16 protein-coding genes are annotated in these 21,610 nt (G+C 43.0%); 15 read left to right on the top strand and 1 reads right to left on the bottom strand.

All coding sequences use genetic code 11. The features are described from left to right. Positions 1-131 precede the first annotated feature (131 nt). From QNI29_RS20540 to QNI29_RS20525, 4 genes are all read left to right on the top strand, one after another. The gene (locus QNI29_RS20540) at positions 132-3,857 is read left to right on the top strand and encodes a pullulanase (protein WP_284526661.1); all 3,726 of its coding nucleotides are present in this window, start codon (positions 132-134) and stop codon (positions 3,855-3,857) included. 136 nt (positions 3,858-3,993) lie between these two features. Continuing rightward, positions 3,994-4,413: a prepilin-type N-terminal cleavage/methylation domain-containing protein gene (locus QNI29_RS20535; protein WP_231419473.1), complete on the top strand. Its 420-nt coding sequence runs from the start codon at positions 3,994-3,996 to the stop codon at positions 4,411-4,413. Between the two features lies 1 nt (position 4,414). Beyond that, positions 4,415-4,837, top strand: coding sequence for a PilW family protein (locus QNI29_RS20530; protein WP_231419474.1), 423 nt, complete (start codon positions 4,415-4,417; stop codon positions 4,835-4,837). A 4-nt stretch (positions 4,838-4,841) separates the two neighbouring features. Beyond that, the gene (locus tag QNI29_RS20525) at positions 4,842-6,296 is read left to right on the top strand and encodes a DUF2807 domain-containing protein (protein WP_231419475.1); all 1,455 of its coding nucleotides are present in this window, start codon (positions 4,842-4,844) and stop codon (positions 6,294-6,296) included. Positions 6,297-6,349: 53 nt separating this feature from the next. Here QNI29_RS20525 and QNI29_RS20520 read toward each other — a convergent pair whose 3' ends face one another. Beyond that, positions 6,350-7,096, bottom strand: coding sequence for a Cof-type HAD-IIB family hydrolase (locus QNI29_RS20520; RefSeq protein WP_284526660.1), 747 nt, complete (start codon positions 7,094-7,096; stop codon positions 6,350-6,352). Positions 7,097-7,320: 224 nt separating this feature from the next. On the opposite strand from QNI29_RS20520, the gene QNI29_RS20515 reads away from it, so the two are divergent. The 11 genes from QNI29_RS20515 (at position 7,321) to QNI29_RS20460 (ending at position 21,610) form a co-directional block, all read left to right on the top strand. Next, complete coding sequence (locus QNI29_RS20515; RefSeq protein ID WP_370635530.1) at positions 7,321-9,084, top strand: alkaline phosphatase; 1,764 nt, start codon at positions 7,321-7,323, stop codon at positions 9,082-9,084. 152 nt (positions 9,085-9,236) lie between these two features. Next, the gene (locus tag QNI29_RS20505) at positions 9,237-11,435 is read left to right on the top strand and encodes a Z1 domain-containing protein (protein ID WP_231419476.1); all 2,199 of its coding nucleotides are present in this window, start codon (positions 9,237-9,239) and stop codon (positions 11,433-11,435) included. A gap of 168 nt (positions 11,436-11,603) precedes the next feature. Beyond that, positions 11,604-13,187 carry an L-lactate permease gene (locus QNI29_RS20500; protein ID WP_231419477.1) on the top strand — a complete coding sequence of 528 codons (1,584 nt, stop codon included), beginning with the start codon at positions 11,604-11,606 and terminating at the stop codon, positions 13,185-13,187. A 159-nt stretch (positions 13,188-13,346) separates the two neighbouring features. After that, complete coding sequence (locus QNI29_RS20495) at positions 13,347-14,057, top strand: FadR/GntR family transcriptional regulator (protein WP_231419478.1); 711 nt, start codon at positions 13,347-13,349, stop codon at positions 14,055-14,057. A 102-nt stretch (positions 14,058-14,159) separates the two neighbouring features. Then, on the top strand, positions 14,160-14,876 hold the full coding sequence (locus QNI29_RS20490) for a (Fe-S)-binding protein (protein ID WP_231419479.1): 717 nt from the start codon (positions 14,160-14,162) through the stop codon (positions 14,874-14,876). Between the two features lie 16 nt (positions 14,877-14,892). Continuing rightward, positions 14,893-16,320 carry a LutB/LldF family L-lactate oxidation iron-sulfur protein gene (locus QNI29_RS20485; RefSeq protein WP_231419480.1) on the top strand — a complete coding sequence of 476 codons (1,428 nt, stop codon included), beginning with the start codon at positions 14,893-14,895 and terminating at the stop codon, positions 16,318-16,320. Beyond that, on the top strand, positions 16,317-17,027 hold the full coding sequence (locus QNI29_RS20480) for a LutC/YkgG family protein (protein ID WP_231419481.1): 711 nt from the start codon (positions 16,317-16,319) through the stop codon (positions 17,025-17,027). The genes QNI29_RS20485 and QNI29_RS20480 overlap by 4 nt, the downstream gene beginning before the upstream one ends. Positions 17,028-17,053: 26 nt before the next feature. After that, entirely contained in the window at positions 17,054-18,463 is a 1,410-nt protein-coding gene (gene glcD / locus QNI29_RS20475; protein WP_231419482.1) for a glycolate oxidase subunit GlcD, read from the top strand. Continuing rightward, entirely contained in the window at positions 18,460-19,785 is a 1,326-nt protein-coding gene (locus QNI29_RS20470) for a (Fe-S)-binding protein (protein WP_231419483.1), read from the top strand. The genes glcD and QNI29_RS20470 overlap by 4 nt, the downstream gene beginning before the upstream one ends. Before the next feature lie 607 nt (positions 19,786-20,392). Continuing rightward, positions 20,393-21,148, top strand: a complete 756-nt coding sequence (locus tag QNI29_RS20465) for a threonine/serine exporter family protein (protein ID WP_231419563.1) — start codon at positions 20,393-20,395, stop codon at positions 21,146-21,148. Positions 21,149-21,166: 18 nt separating this feature from the next. Then, complete coding sequence (locus tag QNI29_RS20460; protein ID WP_231419484.1) at positions 21,167-21,610, top strand: threonine/serine exporter family protein; 444 nt, start codon at positions 21,167-21,169, stop codon at positions 21,608-21,610.

Here is a 21,610-nt window from a genome sequence, read left to right as displayed (position 1 = left end):
AATCTTGTTTTATTGATTAAAATGAAACCGCTTGCATAAAGCGACGTTATAGGGTAATTCGGTTAAAAGGAGAGGGAAACGGTATGAGAGAGGTATTGAGGAAAGGAATCGTTTTGGTTGTGTTCCTCTGCATGGTTCTATCATCAGGAATTACATATGCGATGACCGACGTAGAGGGTCATTGGGCAGAGAAAGAAATTGAACGATGGAATTCTATAGGTGTTGTAGGGGGTTACTCGGACGGTTCTTTTAAACCTGACCACTTTGTAACGCGTGCAGAATTCTTTCATATTCTAAATAACACTTTTCAATTCAAAGAAAAAGAAGAGGTTCCTTTTAAAGACGTACAAGGGGACTGGGAAGAAGAGGTCTTATCAAAAGCGATGGCTGCAGGCTATGTAGAGGAACCGACAAATCCAACTATTCGTCCTAAACAGCCTGTTTCAAGAGAAGAATTCGTAAGGGTTATGGCCCATGTTCTTGAAATGAAAACAGATGGTAAAGGTGAGTATGTTCCTTTCAAAGACAAGAAGAAAATAGATGGAGCCACTCTTGATGCAGTAGGTGCTATGACAGAAGCAGGATATGTGAACGGCTATAGTGGAAACAAATTTCATCCATCTAAGAAAATCACGCGAGCTCAACTTATCGTGATTCTTGACCGAATTTTTGAAGAAGTCTATAACGAACCAGGTATCTATAGTAGTGAAACGATAGATGGGAATCTCTTAATCTCATCAAATGAACTTACGATAACAGATAGTAAAGTGCTAGGGAATGTTTATCTGGCGCAAGGAATGAAGCTTCCGAGTGGATTAAAAGTTGAAGGAGAAATTATCCTTGTGGGGCCAGGTGACTATGAGAAGGTCACGAATGAAGTGCCAGAAGGTCATCTTCGTATTCATTACCAGAACGAGTCGAAGGACTACGAAAACTTAGGCGTTTGGACATGGAACGATGTAGCCTCTAAAGCGGAAAATTGGCCAAAAGGGGCGTTTCCTTTTAGTGGAACTGACCAATACGGTGCATATGTAGACGTCGAATTAAAGGAAAATGCGCAAAATGTCGGTTTCTTAGTCGTAAATCGGGTAAGTGGAGAGAAACAACTAGAAGATCGCAACGTGCAACTTACGACACCCGATAAAAATGAGGTATGGGTGCAACAAGGAGGGGACAAAGTGCTTCCTTATGAACCAGTTGATTTAGAAGAGAATAAGGTTCGCATTCATTACGTTCAAGAAGATGGTAACTATGATGACCTTGGGCTCTGGGTTTGGGAAGACGTTGAACAGCCGAGTGAGGGCTGGCCGCAAGGAGCTCTATCATTTGATGGGGTCGATGAATATGGTGCCTATGTAGATGTGTCCATGAAAGAAGATGCAGAAAAGGTAGGTTTCCTTGTGCTCAATAAGGAAAACGGGGAAAAAGAAGCGGGGGATAAAAGCTTCTCTTTACTAGACCAATACAACCGACTTTGGATTCGGGAAGGAGATAATACCGTTTATACATCTCCGTATTGGGAGACACCAACAGGGCTAGTATCGGCAGAAGTGCTTTCAAAAAACAGATTTTTATTAAGTTATACCATGACAAAAGGACTTACAGAAGAACAGTTAGCAGAAGCGATTACGATCGTAGATAAGGAAGGGGAGGAAGTGGCGATTGAAGGCATCAGCATTGTCGACGATACATCTGTTGAAGTAATGGTGTCGATAACGCCAGATAGGGCACCTTTTGAGATCACATATGCTGGGCGTACGGTTTCGGCTGATGTTGGCTGGAGAATGATTGATGAACTTTACACCTATGAAGGCGATGATCTTGGTGCTACGTATCACAAAGGGGATGCCACGTTAAAGCTCTGGGCCCCGACAGCAAGTGAAGTCAAGGCAACCTTTTATGATAAAGAGAATTGGGACGAGTCAATTGGCCAACTCTCTCTGACTAAAGGTGATAATGGGGTCTGGACTCTAGAAGCGAAAGCGTCTGAGTTAGGTGTTGAGGACCTGCGCGGCTACTATTATCAGTACGAAGTCACGAACAACGGTGAGACGAAAAAAGTTTTAGACCCTTATGCGAAGTCTATGGCTCCTTTTACAGTGAATACAAAAGGAGAAGCAGGACCTGATGGCGATCAGACGGGAAAAGCGGCTATTATTGATTTGGATCAGACAAATCCAGCGAACTTTACACAGGGACATATACCAGGGTTTGAGAAACGAGAAGACGCTGTGATATGGGAAGTTCATGTAAGAGACTTTACCTCTGACCCCTCCATTTCAGGAGAGCTTGATAGCCAATGGGGAACGTTTAATTCCTTTAGTGAGAAGCTTGAATATGTGAAGTCTTTAGGTGTTACGCATATACAGATTCTCCCTGTCATGGCTTGGTATTACGGGGATGAAACGAAAATGAATGAAAGAGAACTGGAATATTCAGCTGCGAATAATTCATACAACTGGGGTTATGATCCTCATAACTACTTCTCCCCTGACGGAGCTTATTCCGAAAATCCGGGAGACCCAGAACAAAGAATCAAAGAACTAAAGCAAATGATTCAGGAGATTCATGAAGCGGATATGGGTGTTGTGCTAGATGTTGTTTATACTCATATGGCTAAAGCTGATTTCTTAAATGACATCGTACCAGGGTACTACTTCTACCAGGATGCTGATGGAAACTTAATTGGAGGATTCGGGAATAATCTAGCTGCTAATCACAAGATGGCAGAGAAGTTAATGGTTGATTCTGTGAAGTACTGGTTTGATGAGTACAAAATCGATGGCATGCGTTTTGATATGATGGGAGATGCCTATAACGAATCGATTCAAAACGCTTATGACGCTGCCGCAGAGATTAATCCGAATGCCCTCTTTATCGGAGAAGGGTGGAGAACGTTCGGTGGAGCAGCAGCGGAACCCGCTCTTGAAGGGAAAGGGGCAGACCAGGATTGGATGGATGAAACCAATGATGTTGGTGTCTTCTCTGATGAGATGCGGAATGAATTAAAATCTGGCTTTGGCTCAGAAGGAGAGCCTCGTTTTATTACAGGCGGAGCCCGTTCAATCGATACGATCTTTCATAACATTAAAGGGCAGCCATCGAATACACCGGCGGATGACCCTGGCGATATGGTTCAATATATCGCCGCTCACGATAACTTACCTCTTTACGATGTAATTGCCCAGTCTATTCAGAAGGACCCGGCCATCCCTTCGAACCACCAGGAGATTCATGAGCGCATTCGCCTGGGGAATGCCATTGTTCTCACATCCCAAGGTACTGCCTTCCTCCATGCCGGTCAGGAATATGGAAGAACGAAGCAGTGGCTAGGTGAAGGTATACCGGAGCAGAAGTATCATGAACTTACTGACGAAGAAGGAAACAGCTTCGGGTACTTCATTCATGATTCATACGACTCCTCTGATGCGATTAATATGTTTAACTGGGCTAAAGCAACAAACGAAGAAGAATACCCGGTCAGTACGACGACAAAAGACTATACAGCAGGTTTAGTTAAACTACGACAGTCTACCAATGCATTTCGTTTAGGGGACCAGGAACTAGTGAACGAAAATGTAACGAGATTGGAAGTACCTGAAATTAAGGACGAGGATTTAGTTGTAGCGTACAAAGCTCAGTCAACGGATGGAACGGGGGCTTATTACGTCTTTATCAATGCAGACAGCGAAACCCGCCAGCTCACGTTAAATCAAGATCTAACAGGCGGGAGTGTAGTAGTGGACCATGATGAAGCCGGAACAGAAGAAGTTCAAACTCCATCTGGATATACGCTAGAAAGAGATTCAATCACCTTAGATCCACTAACAGCTGTTATTGTCAAAGTAGAAGAGTAAATAGGAGGCCAACACCTTTTTTAGGTGTTGGCTTTCTTATATCCAGAATATAAATGGGGAGGAGGAATATGGTACGATAGTAGTAGTAAAGTTTGTGATTCAATAAAGAAGGATGGTCTGTCAGATGATATGTAAAATGAACAATTTTAAATCTGAACGTGGAATCACACTAATCGAAATCATTGCCTCCATTGCAATCTTGGCTATTATTATTCTTGCCTTCATGCCAATGTTTACCCAAACTATGAGAACTTCATCTATTTCAACGGATATACTAGATGCTACCTATTTGGCCCAGTCTAAAATGGAAGAGGTGTATCACTTAAGTACTACTTCTACGTTTGATGATGCGAAAAGCCAAATTGAAGATATGAGTTTAGTAGAAACAGAAAATAGCTGGTATCACTATGAGCAGACGACGGATGATTATTATATCTATCTCTCGATTAAAGAACCTCAAAACGAATTATCAAACGTGTTGGTAAAGGTTTATCGTGATAACACCAAATCAAAGCTAGAATCTCAAATGGAATCGATATACAGGTGGGAGAACTGATATGAAAAGGTTTCTTAGAAATGAAGAGGGAGTAACCTTAGTTGAACTCTTAGCAGCCCTTGCCCTTTTAGGGATTGTAATTCTGCTCATTAGCAATGCCCATTTATTTGGACAGAAGCAATTTGTCAGTCAGTCTGAACAAATAGAAAACGAGTCAAATGTTCGTTATGCAATGAATGTCATCACGAAAGAAGTGAGACGGGCTGAAACGGTTACGGTATCTTCAGATGTTCTTAAAACCAACGCCCATGAATTTGAATTAAGAGGGAACAGAATATTTAAAGATCAGTCTGTTCTTGTTGAAAATATAGAGATGTTTTCGGTTCAAAAGAACAACGAAAAAATTACGATTACTATAAAAAGTATGCCAAATGAATTCGAGAAAGCTTCTACACTCACAACGGATCTTTATATAAGGGAGTAATGGGATGAAGAATCAACATAGGTGGAATGAACAAGGAATAGCGCTACCTATCGTCCTTATGGTGTTCGTAGTTTTATCAGTATTAGGACTAGGATTGATGGGGCTTGTCTTAAATAATACAAAGATGACGTCCGGTGAACGAAATTATCAGGCTTCCTACTACATTGCTGAAGCGGGAATTACGCAAAGAATGAAAAATGTAGAGGACCGGGTTACGTTTTATTATCAAAATACGAATGAAATAGATTCCTTTTACGATGAGTTAGAGAAAGACATATTAAAAATAACCACATTTGATTCGTTCGAATCAGCCTTTGACCATCAACCAGAAGCGAATATGAAAATAGAAAAGGTGAATAACCAAAATCCAAGAACTTATAGAATCAGCTCGAAAGGAGTAATCGGTCAACGGTCACGAACAGTAGAAAAGTTGTTCTATGTGAATTGGAAGGAAAAGGGCGGTCTTTCTATACCAAGTGAAATGGCTGTGTTTACGGAGACCAATATTTCATTAAAGGGCGGAGCAAATATTAAAGGGAATGTTGGGACCAATTCAGATGATTCCGGGACTATTTCTTTTAGTGGAGGTACTTATATCAATGGAGATATTTATGTTCCTAAAGGGGCAGAGAACAGAGCGATAGATGCTAAGCATTACATGGATATATCCCGGCCTATTCCTATAGAAGAGCCGACACCGTTTGAACTTCCTCCTTTCCCAACTTATCCGCAATATCCCGTTTATCCTGATGAAAGAATTGGAACACAACATAATAAGCATGATGTTATAAAAGATGGGAAGCTTAGTGTAGATAGCTGGTTGGCAGATGGATACACGCTTAAATTAGACCAAAGTGCCACTTTTACAGAGATTAAGATGGGGAGTAATAATACTTTAAATGTTGATGTGGGCGATAAGGACAAATCAATAGTTGTGGACCACCTTAATGTTAGTAACGGTCATATTAATATAATCGGTTCAGGAAATTTAACGATATATGTAAAAGATGAAATAACAATGGGGTCAGGAAGTACAATCAATCAGGGAGGTTCAATTAGTAAGTTAAATGTTTACTTAAAAGATTCACATAAAGCGAGAAATGTTAAACTTTCGGGAAGCCAAATGATTTATGGCTCACTTTATGCAGAAACGGCAGACATCGAAATAACCGGAGGTGGAGGTTTTCAAGGCCACATTTTCACCGGGGGAGATGAGGTGAAAATCTCCGGAGGTGCCAGAACGTATTCTTCTATTCTTTATGCCCCTAATGCTAACTTTACTATTACCGGCGGTGGTTCAGTTTTTGGAACAGTTCTGTCACGTTCATTTGATGCAAGCGGAGGGGCCTATGTAGAGTATAAAGAAGTAGATCTATCAGATATTCCTTTCACCCCAAGCGGTGGAGGAGATGTACCAGAAGATCTCGTTACCTCAGAACCCCTCAGAGAATCCAATTAGAAAAGGAACTTGCTGTTATAGCAAGTTCCTTTTTTCAGTTACCCTTAAAGGCTTTATTTGTCTAAAATCGCATTAATCGCTTTTGCGACACCATCTTCTTTATTACTTGCTGTTACCCAGGTCGCTTCTTCTTTGACGATGTCCTGCGCATTTCCCATTGCGACTCCATATCCGGCTTCACGAATCATGGCCAGATCGTTTACGCTATCGCCAACAGCCATCACTTGATCCATGGTAAGGTCGAGCCAGCTTGTGACCTTGCGAAGAGCCGTTGCTTTATTAATACCGGCTGGATTGATTTCAATGTTGGTAGGGCTTGAATTCGTTATTTCAAACGAGTCATTGTTTTCAAGCTCGCTTAAGATTGTTTCTCTGAGTTCAGGATCCTCAAACTCAAATCCGTATTTCAGCCACTCGTAATCTTCGACTTCGTTGTCAAACGGTTCTTGACTGTTAAAACGGCCCTGAACAGTAGAAGACCAGAAGTAAGCGTTATGCTTATTGGTCAGATCCCAAAGGTGCCTGACATCTTTCCCATTTAGGGGATTACGTTCTACCAGGTTAAAGGCTCCATCATAAATCTCACCGCCGTTAATCGTAACGAAATAGGCAGATTCCCCGAGTGGTTCAATAATTTCCTTGAAATTGGACAAGGAACGCCCCGTGCTAATCACAACATGGATTCCTTTTTCTTTAGCTTTATGAATAGCTTCTTTGTTTGCTTCAGAGATTTCGTGGTCCGGAGTCAGCAACGTCCCGTCCATATCTAGAGCAATTAATTTAATATCTTTATGTTCCACTATAACGTCCTCCTATCATAACCCCTTCATTTTAATACAAATCAATGAAAAGGAGAACCTTGGAGTTCGATGGTTACAGATAGAAGGAGGAGTATGTTTTTCTAAATTGCGTCGAAAGGTTTGTTTCACCTTATTCCTTAACCCAATATTAACATTCTAGTAATCTTCTATATACATTTGAGAGTTACTATAAAGATGTTCATTAGTTAATCAGGAGGGGTACTATGTTTGGTAAAAAAATAGCTACAAGAGTATTATCCGCAGCGGCGATTTCGTCTATTATGTTAACGAGTTTCGCAGGGAGTCAAACGACTACGGTCAATGCGGAAGAATCAAAAGATGACCAGGAAATTAAAAATGTGATCTTTCTTATTGGAGATGGAATGGGGCCTTCTTATACGACGGCTTATCGTTATCTAAAAGACGATCCATCTACACCAATGATGGAACCAACCGCATTTGATCCATACTTAGTGGGGATGCAAAAGACGTATTCAGATGATGCAGAAGAAAATATTACGGATTCAGCAGCGGCGGCTACTTCCATGTCCGCAGGGGTTAAGACATACAATGGAGCAATCGCTGTTGATAATGATAAAACAGAAGTCGACACGGTTCTTGAACAAGCTAAAGAGAACGGAAAAGCAACGGGTCTTGTTGTGACCTCTCAAGTTAACCATGCTACACCTGCTGCATTTGGTACGCATGACGAAAGTCGTCATAACTACAACGATATTGCAGATGATTATTTCGATCTATCTATGAATGGCGAACATTTAGTGGATGTTTTATTAGGTGGGGGGACGGATTACTTCGAGCGTGAAGACCGTAACTTGACTGAAGAGTTTCAAGATGATGGATATAGTTATGTAACTTCGAAAGACGAATTGATGAAAGATGAGAACGATCAGGTTCTTGGTTTATTCGCGCCTGTAGGTCTTCCGAAAATGAAAGACCGCACGGATGACATTCCATCTTTAGAAGAAATGACAACGAGCGCATTAGATCGCTTGAGCACGGATGAAGATGGTTTCTTCCTAATGGTAGAAGGAAGCCAAATCGACTGGGCTGGCCACGGGAATGATATTGTTGGAGCAATGAGTGAGATGGAAGACTTTGAGAAGGCGTTCCAGGCTGCTATTGATTTCGCTGAGAAGGACGGAGAAACGTTAGTGGTTACGACAGCGGACCATTCCACTGGAGGACTTAGCATTGGACGTGGAGGACCGTATGTCTTCGATCCGCAACCAATCAAAGACGCTAAACGCACACCTGAATTTATGGCAGCTGAAATTGAAGATGGTGGAAATGTTGAAGAAGTACTAAATAAGTACACGGAATTTGAACTAACAGAAGAAGAAATTCAGTCTGTAGAAGAAGCGTCGAAACAACTAGAGGAGAACAAGTATGCGCTATCTGATGCGATCTCTGAAATCTTTAATGTCCGCTCTCACACGGGCTGGACAACAGGCGGACACACGGGTGTAGATGTACAAGTCTATGCTTATGGACCAGGTAAAGAAATGTTTGCAGGTCTGACGGAGAATACAGACCAAGCTAAATCCATCTTTAAGATCCTAGAAGACGACAAAGAAAAACAAGAAGACAAAGAGTCTCTATTTAAAGATTTTAATAAAGACGACTTTGGATATGAAGAAGTTCAAGATCTCGTTAATCAGGACATCATTCATGGTTATGTGGATGGTACATTTAAACCAAACAAACCTGTAACGGTTCGCCAGGCTGAGATTCTTCTTTCAAACATGACAAGAGAAAATGTTCAGGCAAATGGAAACGGCGCGCTGAAATTCAGTGTGATTGCTGAAATGATGATCGAATCTCTTGGTCTAGGAGAAGTAGGATCATTCGATGAAAATGTAGAGACATTACAAGGGGCTGGAATCTTTACTGAAGTTGAATACAAAGAGCAAGACCCGGTTTCTCGCGTTAAGTTCTCTATTTACCTTCATCGTGCAATGAACGAGTAGAGACCCACTCTAATAGCCAACTTTTCACGGCTGACTCACCCTTTACACGTTTGGTATACTAAATACTAGATTATAAGAAAGAGCCATTGCCTCCATCCGGAGGTTGATGGCTTTTTTTACGAGTATAGATAGAAAGTATAGGAGTGACCGGCATGTCAGTCAGTCTTGAACAATCGATCCGCTTAGACGGGCGATTTTATCAAACGTTGCAAAAGGAAAAGCAATATAACTATAAAATAAGCCAGTGTATCGAAAACACCGTTCACCAGTTGTTGAAAGAAAGGACAAGTTCGAATCGTCCAGGTATGCTCCTTGGGAAAGTCCAATCAGGTAAAACCCGGACTTTCCTTGGGATTATGGGGCTAGGGTATGATAATGGCTATGATCTTGTCATCATTTTAACGAAAGGGACAAATGCTTTGGCCAGGCAAACCTATGTCCGCGTACAGCAGGAATTCGCTTCTCAAATGGAAGAAGACCAAATGCGTGTATTCGATATTATGGGCTTACCCGATAACTTAAGAAAATGGGAACGCCAGCAGAAACTCGCTTTCATTGTTAAGAAAGAAACGAAGAATATGGATCGATTGAAAGAAGCGTTATTTGAGAAATATCCGGATCTCTCTTCTAAACGTATTCTGTTCATCGATGATGAAGCTGACTTTGCTAGTGTAGCCTATCAGAAGAATACAGAGGCGAATATACATGAACTGCGTGTCATATCAGGGAAGATTGATGAATTGCGGGAAACCCTTCCATCGAGCTCCTTCCTGCAAGTGACGGCTACGCCTTATTCGTTGTATCTACAGCCTGAGGAGCGAAAGGTTCATGAGAATAAGGTCTTTCAACCCGTTCGTCCGGCGTTCACAGAGATTGTGCCCGTTCATAATCAGTATGTAGGGGGAGACATGTACTTCGAGAAGGCGAATAACTTGGATCACATGGCTTCTCATTTGTTTCATGAGATAGAAGACCGTGAGCTAGAAGTGATGAAGAAATTAGACAGGCGACGGGTAAAGCTTGACCAGCTCCTTTATCAGAAGAACATCTCAAATATAAGAGAAGCATTAGTGAACTTTATTGTGGGAAGTTCAATCCGGAGATGGCAACAGCGAAAAAGCGGGGCTCGTATGGAGAAGTATTCGTGTATGATTCATACGGAACGAGGGAAAATGGCCCATGCTTGGCAGGAGGAAATGGTGAATCGTATGGAGAGTCAATTACGGGAGAGTGCTGAGAACGATGATCCGATCTTTCGTGAACTGATTGAAGCGTCATACAACGATTTGATGCGCTCCGTTTCTAAAGTAGACTTGCCACAACCATCCTTTCAAGAACTCTTTTACGAAGTTCGTAAGGCTGTCTTAGAAGAGCATCTGGTCAGCTCTGTTGTCAATTCGGAGAAAGATGTTAACGAGCTATTAGACCATACAGGTCAACTTCAGTTAAGAGCCCCGATGAATATTTTTATTGGGGGACAAATATTAGATCGAGGGATTACAATTGGGAATTTAATCGGATTCTTCTACGGGCGAAACCCAAAGTCGTTTCAACAAGATACCGTACTTCAACACTCACGGATGTATGGAGCTCGTCCGTTAGCAGATGTTGCGGTTACCCGGTTCTACACCACGCGTCATATCTATGACGTAATGGAGCGCATCCACGAATTTGATACAGCTCTAAGAGATGCGTTTGAAAGTGGGGGACATGATCAGGGAGTCGTGTTTATTCAGAAAGATCCGTTAGAGGAGATGATTCCTTGCAGTCCTAATAAAATCCTATTATCCAATATCAGGTTAATGAAACCTCATAAGCGTCTGTTACCAATCGGTTTTCAGACAGGGTATAAAACCTATATCCAAAAGACAGTGAACCACATCACGAAGCAGCTTGAGAAATGGAGAGAGAGCCCGGTAAAGAAAAAAGGAGAAGCGTTTCTCATTCCGGTTGAACTCGCAAGTGAGCTTCTTACCCTTATCCATCAAACGCTCGAAATGGAGGAGGGATATGAATGGGACGTAGAAGACCATCAGTCCATGCTTCATTATCTTTCTCATGCCCATGATTCTGAGAATAAAGGGTACGTTTGGATCATCGTACGGGAGAACCGCCAAATCCAGCGTTACGATAAGAACGGGCGTTTTGAGTCCTCGCCAGATACGCCAAGTAACGGAAAGGGAGAGCTTGGTCTAGCAAGAAAAGTAGCCACAGACGTTCCGGCCTTGATCCTCCTTCATCAACAAGGGAAGAAAGAACATGGATGGCGAGGAGCTCCTTTCTGGTGGCCAATACTTGTTGCACCGAAAGAGACAACACCAGCCGTTTACGCGAGCAAGACTATTTCATAAAACGTAACGAGTTTGCCACATAATCCACACAACTCTGTCACTAGTAGCTATTGAGAACCCCCTCGTTTCGGCGTACGATGGAAGTAGAGGTAGTCATCTGACGACTGACCTATTCAAAGCGATCGTTCGGGAATATAAGAGCTGTATAAAGGTGAGGGGGAAATTACTATGCTTGCATTAACTGCGTTAAGTGCCATTATTGCTCCATTTATTTTCTTAGTTCTGCTACGTCTCTCAGCTATAAAAGGGATGTTTTTTAGCGCCATTATAGTCATTCTTTTATCTTTTACGGTTTGGGGCGTGGGCGGCAATGTGATTTTGGCTTCTATTTTGCAAGGCACTCATAAAGCATTGACGATCCTTCTCATTCTTTTTGGAGCGATTGTGCTTTTAGAAACATTACGAGGGACTGGAGCGGTCACTCGTATCAATCAAGGTTTCCGGGATATCTCAAGAGACATGAGAGTTCAGGTTGTCATTGTAGCTTTTCTGTTTGGCTCTTTAATTGAGGGGGCTGCGGGTTTTGGGACGCCGGCTGTTGTGACAGGGCCGCTACTGGTAGCACTAGGGTTTACCCCGATGGCTGCAGCGGCACTTGCTCTTATAGCAGATAGCTCTGCTGTGTCTTTTGGGGCAGTCGGCACCCCAGTTCAGGTAGGATTGAGTAATGTACCGGGGGCCGATCTTACGTTTTTTCAAACGATTGGCGTTAAGATTACGTGGATTGACCTTTTAGGGGCCACATTTATCCCATTTATTTTAGTTGTGGTACTGACGCTTTTCTTTGGAAAGGGAAAAGGAATGAAAGCATCTTTCCCTTTATTCCGTTGGGCCCTTCTAGTTGGATTAACGTATTCCGTTTCTGCGTTACTATATGCTACTTTTTTTGGTCACGAATTTGTTTCCATACTGGCTTCACTGACAGGGCTAGCTGTCGCGACAATCACGGCGAAAAGGGGAGTATTTCTTCCTGAGAAGGAGTGGAAAGAAGCGCTACAGGAAGATTTTGTGGAAGATGAAGAAGCTCCTTCTATGAGCTTATTGACCGCTTGGGCACCATATTTAGTCGTTGTTGTTCTCCTTCTTATTACTCGAATCATTACGCCTATTAAGCAGTTTACATTGAACAACTTAGACTTATCTTATGAACGTATTATGGGGTTTGATGAGATCTCTTCTGGATGGCAAGTTCTATACTCACCTGGTACCGTTCTTGTACTTGCTGCCTTAGTCGCTCTCATTCTCCAAAAGAAATCGTTCTCCACATTTACTACAGCGTCCGTAAAAGCTCTTGGCTCAATCAAAAGTGCTGGAGTAGCTTTATTATTTACATTAGCATTAGTGCAAGTCTTTACGAACTCAGGAATAAATGGCAATGACCTTGTAAGTATGCCTCAATATATTGCAAAGAGCCTGGCTGGCGGATTTGGTTCGATGTGGATTGTTGTCGCTCCTTATTTAGGGGAGCTTGGCTCGTTCATTACAGGAAGTGCAACAGTGTCTAACCTCACCTTTGCTCCTGTTCAGCATAGTATTGCAACACAAACGGGCATGAACAGTGATATCGTCCTGGCCGTTCAAGTAATGGGCGCATCAGCTGGGAATATGATTTGCGTGCATAACGTGGTGGCTGCATCAGCGGTTGTAGGTCTAGCGGGTAAAGAAGGGGATATCATTCGAACCACGCTTGGTCCTGCTCTTTTATATGGTGCATTAGCAGGATTGGGAGGTTTCATTCTTTTAATGCTTTAAGGAGGGTCTCAAAAGAGGCTCTCCTTATTTTTGTGTAAGAAAATTCAATAAACGATTGAAAACATTTCCACTTTCCCTTAGTATATCTCTAAGAGCAGGTCATCAGATGATCTGCTCTTAAAATGAAAGAAGGTTGACTTGAAGTTGGAGGATGACATCATGGAATACAAACAAATACGCGCTAGAAAAATATACGAAGAAGTAGCGGATTCATTAATAGATATGTTGAGACAAGGAGATTTAAAGCCTGGGGATCGCTTAGATTCAGTAGAGAGCTTAGCTAAGAGCTTTCAAGTAGGGCGCTCTGCCATTCGTGAAGCTTTAAGTGCACTTAGAGCAATGGGACTCCTTGAAATGCGTCAGGGTGAAGGGACCTTTGTTAAACAGTTTGAACCTTCTCGTTTCTCCGTTCCAGTATCAGTTGCTTTCCTTATGAAGAAAGAGGATATTAAAGAGTTGTTAGAAGTACGTAAGATCTTAGAAGTAGGTGCTGCGGAATCAGCGGCTATTCATCATACAGAAGAAGACCTTGAAGCTATGGAAAAGGCATTGGTAGCTATGGGAGAAGCGAAAGGAAACGGGGAGTTAGGTGAAGAGGCTGATTTAGAATTCCACCTGGCTGTCGCACATTCAACGCATAACCATATGTTAATTAATTTAATGAATAGTGTTTCAGAAATCATGGTCGAAACCATGCGAGAAACACGTCGGTTATGGCTTCATTCTGAACAGAAAACAACAACCTTGCTTCAGGAACACTATGACATCTTGCGTGCAATTCAACATAGAGATGGACAGCTTGCTAAGAAGCACATGTTTGAGCATTTAACGAAAGTTGAACAAGCCTTAAGTAATTTTATTAATAAATAGAACAACCAGGCCATGTCCTCGCATGAGAGGCTTTGGTTTCGCCTAGTCATCAGATGACCTGCTTAATGAACGAGCAGGCCAATCATTAGGAGGTAATGAAAAATGAGAGTTTCGTTATTTATTACGTGTTTATGTGATGTAATGGCATCAGACGTTGGGAAAGACACGGTAGAAATTCTTGAACGGTTTGGGTGTGAAATTGATTTCCCAGAGTCTCAGACATGTTGCGGTCAGCCTGCTTACAATAGTGGGTATGTAACAAAAGCAAAGGACTCAATGAAACAAATTATGAAAGCGTTTAAGGATTCTGAGTATGTTGTCGGTCCATCTGGTTCGTGTGTAGCCATGCTTCGGGAGTACCCTCATTTATTCCAGGATGACCCTGAATGGAGAGACGTAGCGCAGGAGTTAGCGGATAAAACGTATGAACTCACTCAATTTCTGGTGGATGTGTTGAAAATAGAAGACGTCGGAGCCACTTTCCATGGAAGAGTGACCTATCACCGTTCCTGTCATATGACGCGTCTTTTAGGGGTTACAGAAGCTCCTTATAAATTATTAAAAAACGTCAGAGGATTAGAGGTTATTGATTTACCTTTGTGTGAAGATTGCTGTGGATTTGGAGGAACTTTTGCTGTCAAAAATTCAACAATTTCAGAACAAATGGTCATGGAGAAAACCGATCATATCATGGAAACAGGAGCCGATTACGTCATTGGCGGAGATATGGGTTGTTTAATGAATATCGGTGGGCGTTTGAGCCGTGATGATCGACCTGTACAGACTCTTCATATTACTAAGATTTTAAATAGCCAGTAAGAAAGGAGGATAAATTATGGGAATTAAGATAGGACAAGCACCCTTTAGAGACCGAGTTCAAGAAGGGATTCAAAATGACTTTATGCGCGGAGCTGTTTCTTCTGCTCAAGGTCGCTTTCGAAGCGGAAGACTTAAAGCCGCTGAAGAATTAGGAGATTGGGAAGACTGGCGTACGCTGGGGGAGGAAATTCGAACTCATACCCTTCAGAATCTGGACTTTTACTTAGAGCAATTAAGCAGCCAGGTCTCAAAGCGTGGAGGGAAAGTCTTCTTTGCTCAAACGGCTGAGGAGGCGAATGAATATATCCGCAACGTGGTTCAGAAGAAAGAAGCGAAGAAAATTGTAAAATCGAAATCCATGGTGACAGAGGAGATCGGTTTAAACGAAACGCTTGAACAGGCTGGTGCGGAGGTTGTAGAAACGGACTTAGGCGAATGGATCTTGCAGATGGATGAAGATCCTCCTTCTCATATCGTGACACCGGCTCTTCATAAGAATAAAGAGCAAATTCGAGAGACGTTTGCGAGTAAGAAAGGGTACAAAAACTCTGATCTTCCGGAAGAACTCGCCACGTTTGCACGTGAACAGCTACGGAAGGAATTTTTATCAGCTGACGTAGGAATAACAGGATGTAACTTTGCCGTTGCTGAATCAGGAGCGGTCACGTTCGTTACAAATGAAGGAAACGCACGACTTGTAACAGCACTCCCGAAAACGCAAATTTCTGTTATGGGAATGGAGCGCCTTGTCCCTACCTGGGAAGAGCTTGATGTGATGGTGAGTCTGTTAACAAGAGCAGCCGTTGGCCAAAAGCTTACGAGCTATGTGACCTCTATAACAGGCACGAAAGAAGAAGACGAAGTAGATGGGCCTGAAGATTATCATCTTGTCATTGTTGATAATGGTCGTTCCAATATATTAGGAACAGAATTTCAATCAGCCTTGCATTGTATTCGCTGTGCCGCCTGTATCAATGTATGCCCGGTATATCGGCACGTAGGAGGGCATTCATACGGATCGGTCTACCCTGGCCCAATAGGTGCTGTATTAACGCCTCTTCTTGATGGATACGATGATCATAAAGACTTGCCATATGCTTCTACGCTTTGTGCTGCTTGTACAGAAGCATGCCCGGTTAAGATTCCGCTACATGAACACTTAGTCCGGCATCGAGAAATCATAGTTGAGAAAGAAAAGAAATCACCTCCTTCAGAAAGGATAATGATGGAGGGGTTTGCAAAGTGGGGATCACATCCTGCGGCATACAAATTGAGTACCAGAATGGCACGGAGCGCATTGAAGCCCTGGACAAAAGACGGTGTAATCGAGAGCGGTCCAGGACCACTGAAAGGGTGGACAGACGTTCGGGATTTCCCTGCACCAAGTGAACAGACCTTTCGGGCCTGGTTTAAATCAAGACAAAAGGGAGGGCGTTCATCATGAGTATTCAAAATCGGGATTCATTCTTAAATAATGTGGCGGACCAGCTTGGAAGAAAAAGGCGTTCCAAAGGGGTCACACGTCCTCAGTACAGTGTCGAACCGCAGTGGAGAGTCTTCGAAGGAGCCACTCAAGAAGAATTAGTGGATAAATTAGAAGACCAGTGCCATTCGATTCATACCCACTTTAAACGGTCAACCACCCAAACGTTAGCTAAAACCCTTCAACAAGCGATTGAGGAGAACGAGGGAAATGTGGTTGTAGCCGCTGATGATAAGCGGAATGATGAGTATGGTTTGAGCTCCTTCTACAACAATCTCCAGGATAAAGGTGTTTCTTTTCATTTATGGGATCCTGCTAAAGGAACCAAAAATCTTACTTTTGCTGAACGAGCGGATGTAGGAATTACATTCAGTGATATCACCCTTGCCGAGTCTGGAACCGTGACGCTTTTTAACCATCGGGGCAATGGACGATCCATCAGTCTTCTTCCGAGAACGTATATTGCGATTATACCGAAGAGCACGCTGGTTCCGAGGATGACCCAAGCTGTTCGGCACATCCATCAGGCTCATGCTGATGGCGTTGATGTCTCTCCGTGTGTGAGTTTCATTACCGGGCCGAGTAATAGTGCAGATATCGAAATGAACCTTATTGTAGGTGTCCATGGTCCAGTAAAAGCGACCTATATTCTGGTAGAAGATATGTGATCTTGTACGAAAGGAGGAGATGAAATATGATCAGCTTAGAAGTGCGAGAGAAACTGATTTCCATCGTTGGAACGGAAAATTATCAAGATTCGAATGAAATGAAACTGGTCTATTCTTACGATGCTACACCTAATTTTCAGGCGCTTCCGGATGCAGTCGTAAGTCCTAGGAATACAGAAGAAGTCAGTGCATTGCTGAAAACGTGTAATGAGTATCAGATTCCAATTGTCCCAAGAGGATCAGGAACGAATCTCGCTGCAGGTACTTGCCCGACAAACGGGGGCATCGTCCTCTTGTTTAATCATATGAAAGAAATTTTGGAGATAGATGAAGACAATTTAACCGTTAAGGTTCAGCCTGGTGTGATTACGCTAGATATGGTTAATGCCGTAGAAGAAAAAGGGCTCTTCTATCCTCCAGACCCGAGTTCTATGAAGATCTCTACGATTGGCGGGAATTTAATGGAGAACTCAGGTGGATTAAGAGGGCTAAAATATGGCGTGACCCGTGATTATGTATTAGGTCTCGAAATCGTTTTACCAAATGGCGATATCATTCAAACAGGTGGGAAACTAGCGAAAGATGTAGCAGGTTATGATTTAACGAGATTGTTTATAGGTTCTGAAGGAACGCTTGGGATTATTACAGAGGCTACGCTTAAACTCATTCCGAAACCAGAAGCCAAGAAAACCGTGCTGGCTGTTTATGAGGATTTAGAGTCCGCAGCCCGGACGGTTTCAAAGGTGATCTCGGATAAAATCATTCCCACTACGCTTGAGTTTATGGACCAATCAACGATTAAGGTGGTTGAGGACTTTGCTAAGGTCGGTTTACCTATAGAAGCAGAAGCGGTCCTTCTTATTGAGCAAGATGGTCCTATAGAGGTCGTAGAGCGAGATATGAATCACATTGAGTCTGTTTGTAATGAAATGAATGCAATCAGTGTTCAAGTTGCTCAATCCGAAGCAGAGGCAGATGCCCTTCGAACCGCCAGGCGTTCCGCTTTATCGGCGTTAGCACGGTTAAAACCTACGACCATTTTAGAAGATGCCACTGTGCCTCGTTCTGAAATCGCGAAGATGGTTCATGCCATTAAAGAAATCGAGAAGAAACATGACGTGACCATATGCACATTTGGTCATGCAGGAGATGGGAATTTACATCCTACATGCCTCACGGATGCGCGGAATCAAGATGAATTAAAAAGGGTTGAACAAGCCTTTGAAGATATATTTATTGAAGCGATTAAGCTTGGCGGAACAATTACAGGGGAGCATGGGGTCGGCGAAATGAAATCCCCATACCTTGAGCTTAAGTTAGGCGAGGCTGGTGTAAACGCCATGAGGAGCATAAAGCAGGCTTTTGACCCTCAAAACATTATGAACCCAGGGAAGATCTTTGCGAAGGATGAACGAAAGAGAGTCGTGATAGGATGAGTACCCAGGAAAAGCGTAAACAAAATGTGCAGCAATCATTTGAAGAACGTATGGAATATGATGAGTTGCTGAATTGTATGCGATGTGGCTTTTGTTTACCGAGCTGTCCGACCTACCTCGAGACAAATCGGAATGAAGCGGCATCGCCTCGTGGAAGAATTGCTCTTATTAAAGGGGTAGTGGATGGGGTCATTGAGCCTGATCAGGATTTTGAAGATCAACTGAATATGTGTCTTGGATGCCGAGCGTGTGAACCGGTATGCCCATCAGGGGTGAACTATGGACATATATTAGAGGAAGCCCGGGATATATTAGAATCAAATAAGAAACGATCCGTTCCTGAGAAAGCCGTTCGCTGGTTTGCCTTCGATAAGTTGTTCCCTCATCATCAGAATATGGTCAGGGTGAATAATTTGCTATGGTTCTATCAATCAAGCGGGATGCAGTCGATCGTTCGAAAAAGTGGCGTCATGAAACTGTTTCCTGAAAACATGAGAACCATGGAAAAAGTTCTTCCTCCTATTCCGAAGCCAAGTGAATTAAAATCGCGTCCGACCCACCTTCATGCTGAAACAGAGCAAAAGGCACGTGTTGCCTTCTTTTCAGGTTGTTTAATGGATACCATGTTCATGAAGACAAACGATGCCACGTTAACGTTGTTACAAAAAGCGGGATGTGAAATCGTGATTCCAGAGGATCAGGCCTGTTGTGGTGCTTTACATGGTCATAGCGGTGAGAAGGATTCTGCTAAAGATCTTGCTAAGAGAAATATCGAAGCATTTGAGGCGCTGCAGGTTGATTATATTATCTTAAATGCCGGTGGGTGCGGAGCGTTTTTAGTCGATTATGGACATCTTTTGAAAGATGAGCCAGAGTGGGCAAAACGGGCAAAAGCCTTCTCCGAAAAGATAAAAGATATCTCTGAAATCTTAATAGAGATGGAGTTTCATAAGAAAGATCTAAAACTATCAAACCGCATAGCAACCTATCAGGATTCCTGTCATTTACGAAACGTAATGAGAACCTACACCGCTCCGAGGAAACTATTATCATCCATTGAAGGAGTGGAATTTGTGGAATTGAAAGAAGCGGATCATTGCTGCGGTTCTGCGGGGATCTACAATTTAGTGCAAGAAGAAATGTCGATGCAAATCCTTGATCATAAAATGGAGCGCGTAAAAGACATTTCCCCGAATGTTTTAGTTACCGCCAATCCAGGGTGCTTGTTGCAAATGAAAATGGGGATTGAGCGAGAAGGGCTCGGGGATCAAATGGAGGCCGTCCATTTAGTTGATCTCCTCCTTGAAGCTGTTCCTTCTTAGAACGAAACCAGGTGATTGGATCACCTGGTTTTTTTACGTTGTTAATCGGGCGCTTCTGCTTTTGTTTGCATCCAGCTCCAGCGCCCAGCAACTAGGGGACTTCCCTCACCTCTGATCGATAAGTCAACATCGGTTCGCCATTGGCTCTCCGTCTTTCCTTTATCTCACGTCGGCTCAGTCCAGTCCTTACGTTGCTGAACGGGCGCTTCTGCTTTTGTTTACATCCAGCTCCAGCGCCCAGCAACTAGAGGACTTCCCTCACCTCTGGTCGATAAGTCAACATCGGTTCGCCATTGGCTCTCCGTGTTTCCTTTATCTCACGTCGGCTTAGTCCAGTCCTTACGTTGCTGAACGGGCGCTTACGCTTTTGTTTACATCCAGCTCCAGCGCCCAGCAACTAGAGGACTTCCCTCACCTCTGGTCGATAAGTCAACATCGGTTCGCCATTGGCTCTCCGTGTTTCCTTTATCTCACGTCGGCTCAGTCCAGTCCTTACGTTGCTAATCGGGCGCTTGCGCTTTTGTTTGCATCTTGCTTCTATTGGCCCCAATCAGCTACACTTTATACACATGTGTATAGATAGAGAGAAGGGAGGGTGTATGTGGAGATGACGCGTAATCATAATGTTGAAATGATTGAGTTATGTTTATTAATTGGTAGGATTATGCTCCAAAATGGCGCTGAAACGTATCGTGTGGAGGATACCATGACGAGGATTGCTGCTTCTTATGGCAAGGAAGATGCCCAAAGTTTTGTGACCCCAACAGGGATCTTTTTTTCTGTAAGCAAGATTGAGCCGTCGAAACTTGTTCGTGTTTCAGATCGGTCGACGAACTTAAATAAAGTTACCCTGGCTAATGATATTTCAAGAAATATAACAGGGGGACGGCTGACGTTAGCTGAAGCTCGTGAGCAATTGACTGAAATCGATACCGCAGGTTCTAAATATGATTATAAAATGCGCACACAAATCGCGGCTGCATCCTTAGCCAGTGGGTGCTTTTCGATCATGTTCCAGGGGAATTGGTATGACTTCTTACCCGCCTGTATTTCTGGTGGAATTGGGTTTATCGTATTGTTGCTTTTACACCGGTTATTTGAAATTAAATTCTTTGCTGAATTTTTGGCTTCTCTATGTATAGGTACGCTTGCTTTTACGTTCATGTCATTTGGTGTCGGGCATGAGACAGATAAGATTATTATTGGATCTGTCATGCCTCTTGTACCGGGGCTTCTCATAACAAATGCCGTTCGAGATTTAATGGCAGGCCATTTGGTTTCCGGATTATCTAAAGGGGCAGAAGCCTTCCTGACCGCATTTGCCATTGGGGGAGGGGTCGCCATTGCCTTTTCAATTTTTTAAAAATGGAGTGGGACGTTTATGATTGCAGAACAATTCTTCACGAGTTTTATCGCCTCTGCTGCCTTTGGAGTTATCTTTCAGGCGCCCAGGAATACGTTGCTGAAGTGCGGGTTAGTTGGTTCCATAGGATGGGTGATTTACATTCTGTTTGTTGAATCAAATATTGACGCTGTGACAGGGACGTTTGTGGCCTCATTTGTGATTGCTATGATCGGACAGTTCTTTGCGAGGTTGTATAAAACCCCTGTTATCGTCTTTAGCGTAGCGGGTATTATACCTTTAGTGCCGGGAGGGCTAGCGTATGATGCGATGCGCAATTTTGTCCAAAATGATTACGGACAGGCTCTTCCCATCGCAGCTAAAGTATTCATGATCTCAGGTGCTATAGCAATTGGGCTTGTACTATCTGAAGTGATGAACCAAGTGTTCAAAAAGATGAGAAAGCGAGAACTGTGGAGGTGA

It is taken from the genome of Pontibacillus chungwhensis (assembly GCF_030166655.1).
Lineage (GTDB): Bacteria > Bacillota > Bacilli > Bacillales > BH030062 > Pontibacillus.
Note: the sequence above shows the minus strand (reverse complement) of the source record. Positions and strands in the feature narration are given on the sequence as shown.

What these genes read in the sequence shown, in the direction of transcription:
- QNI29_RS20540 (WP_284526661.1), top strand. Translation starts at nt 132, where the DNA reads ATGGTTCTATCATCAGGAATTACATATGCGATGACCGACGTAGAGGGT.
- QNI29_RS20535 (WP_231419473.1), top strand. Translation starts at nt 3,994, where the DNA reads ATGAACAATTTTAAATCTGAACGTGGAATCACACTAATCGAAATCATT.
- QNI29_RS20530 (WP_231419474.1), top strand. Translation starts at nt 4,415, where the DNA reads ATGAAAAGGTTTCTTAGAAATGAAGAGGGAGTAACCTTAGTTGAACTC.
- QNI29_RS20525 (WP_231419475.1), top strand. Translation starts at nt 4,842, where the DNA reads ATGAAGAATCAACATAGGTGGAATGAACAAGGAATAGCGCTACCTATC.
- QNI29_RS20515 (WP_370635530.1), top strand. Translation starts at nt 7,321, where the DNA reads ATGTTTGGTAAAAAAATAGCTACAAGAGTATTATCCGCAGCGGCGATT.
- QNI29_RS20505 (WP_231419476.1), top strand. Translation starts at nt 9,237, where the DNA reads ATGTCAGTCAGTCTTGAACAATCGATCCGCTTAGACGGGCGATTTTAT.
- QNI29_RS20500 (WP_231419477.1), top strand. Translation starts at nt 11,604, where the DNA reads ATGCTTGCATTAACTGCGTTAAGTGCCATTATTGCTCCATTTATTTTC.
- QNI29_RS20495 (WP_231419478.1), top strand. Translation starts at nt 13,347, where the DNA reads ATGGAATACAAACAAATACGCGCTAGAAAAATATACGAAGAAGTAGCG.
- QNI29_RS20490 (WP_231419479.1), top strand. Translation starts at nt 14,160, where the DNA reads ATGAGAGTTTCGTTATTTATTACGTGTTTATGTGATGTAATGGCATCA.
- QNI29_RS20485 (WP_231419480.1), top strand. Translation starts at nt 14,893, where the DNA reads ATGGGAATTAAGATAGGACAAGCACCCTTTAGAGACCGAGTTCAAGAA.
- QNI29_RS20480 (WP_231419481.1), top strand. Translation starts at nt 16,317, where the DNA reads ATGAGTATTCAAAATCGGGATTCATTCTTAAATAATGTGGCGGACCAG.
- glcD (WP_231419482.1), top strand. Translation starts at nt 17,054, where the DNA reads ATGATCAGCTTAGAAGTGCGAGAGAAACTGATTTCCATCGTTGGAACG.
- QNI29_RS20470 (WP_231419483.1), top strand. Translation starts at nt 18,460, where the DNA reads ATGAGTACCCAGGAAAAGCGTAAACAAAATGTGCAGCAATCATTTGAA.
- QNI29_RS20465 (WP_231419563.1), top strand. Translation starts at nt 20,393, where the DNA reads ATGACGCGTAATCATAATGTTGAAATGATTGAGTTATGTTTATTAATT.
- QNI29_RS20460 (WP_231419484.1), top strand. Translation starts at nt 21,167, where the DNA reads ATGATTGCAGAACAATTCTTCACGAGTTTTATCGCCTCTGCTGCCTTT.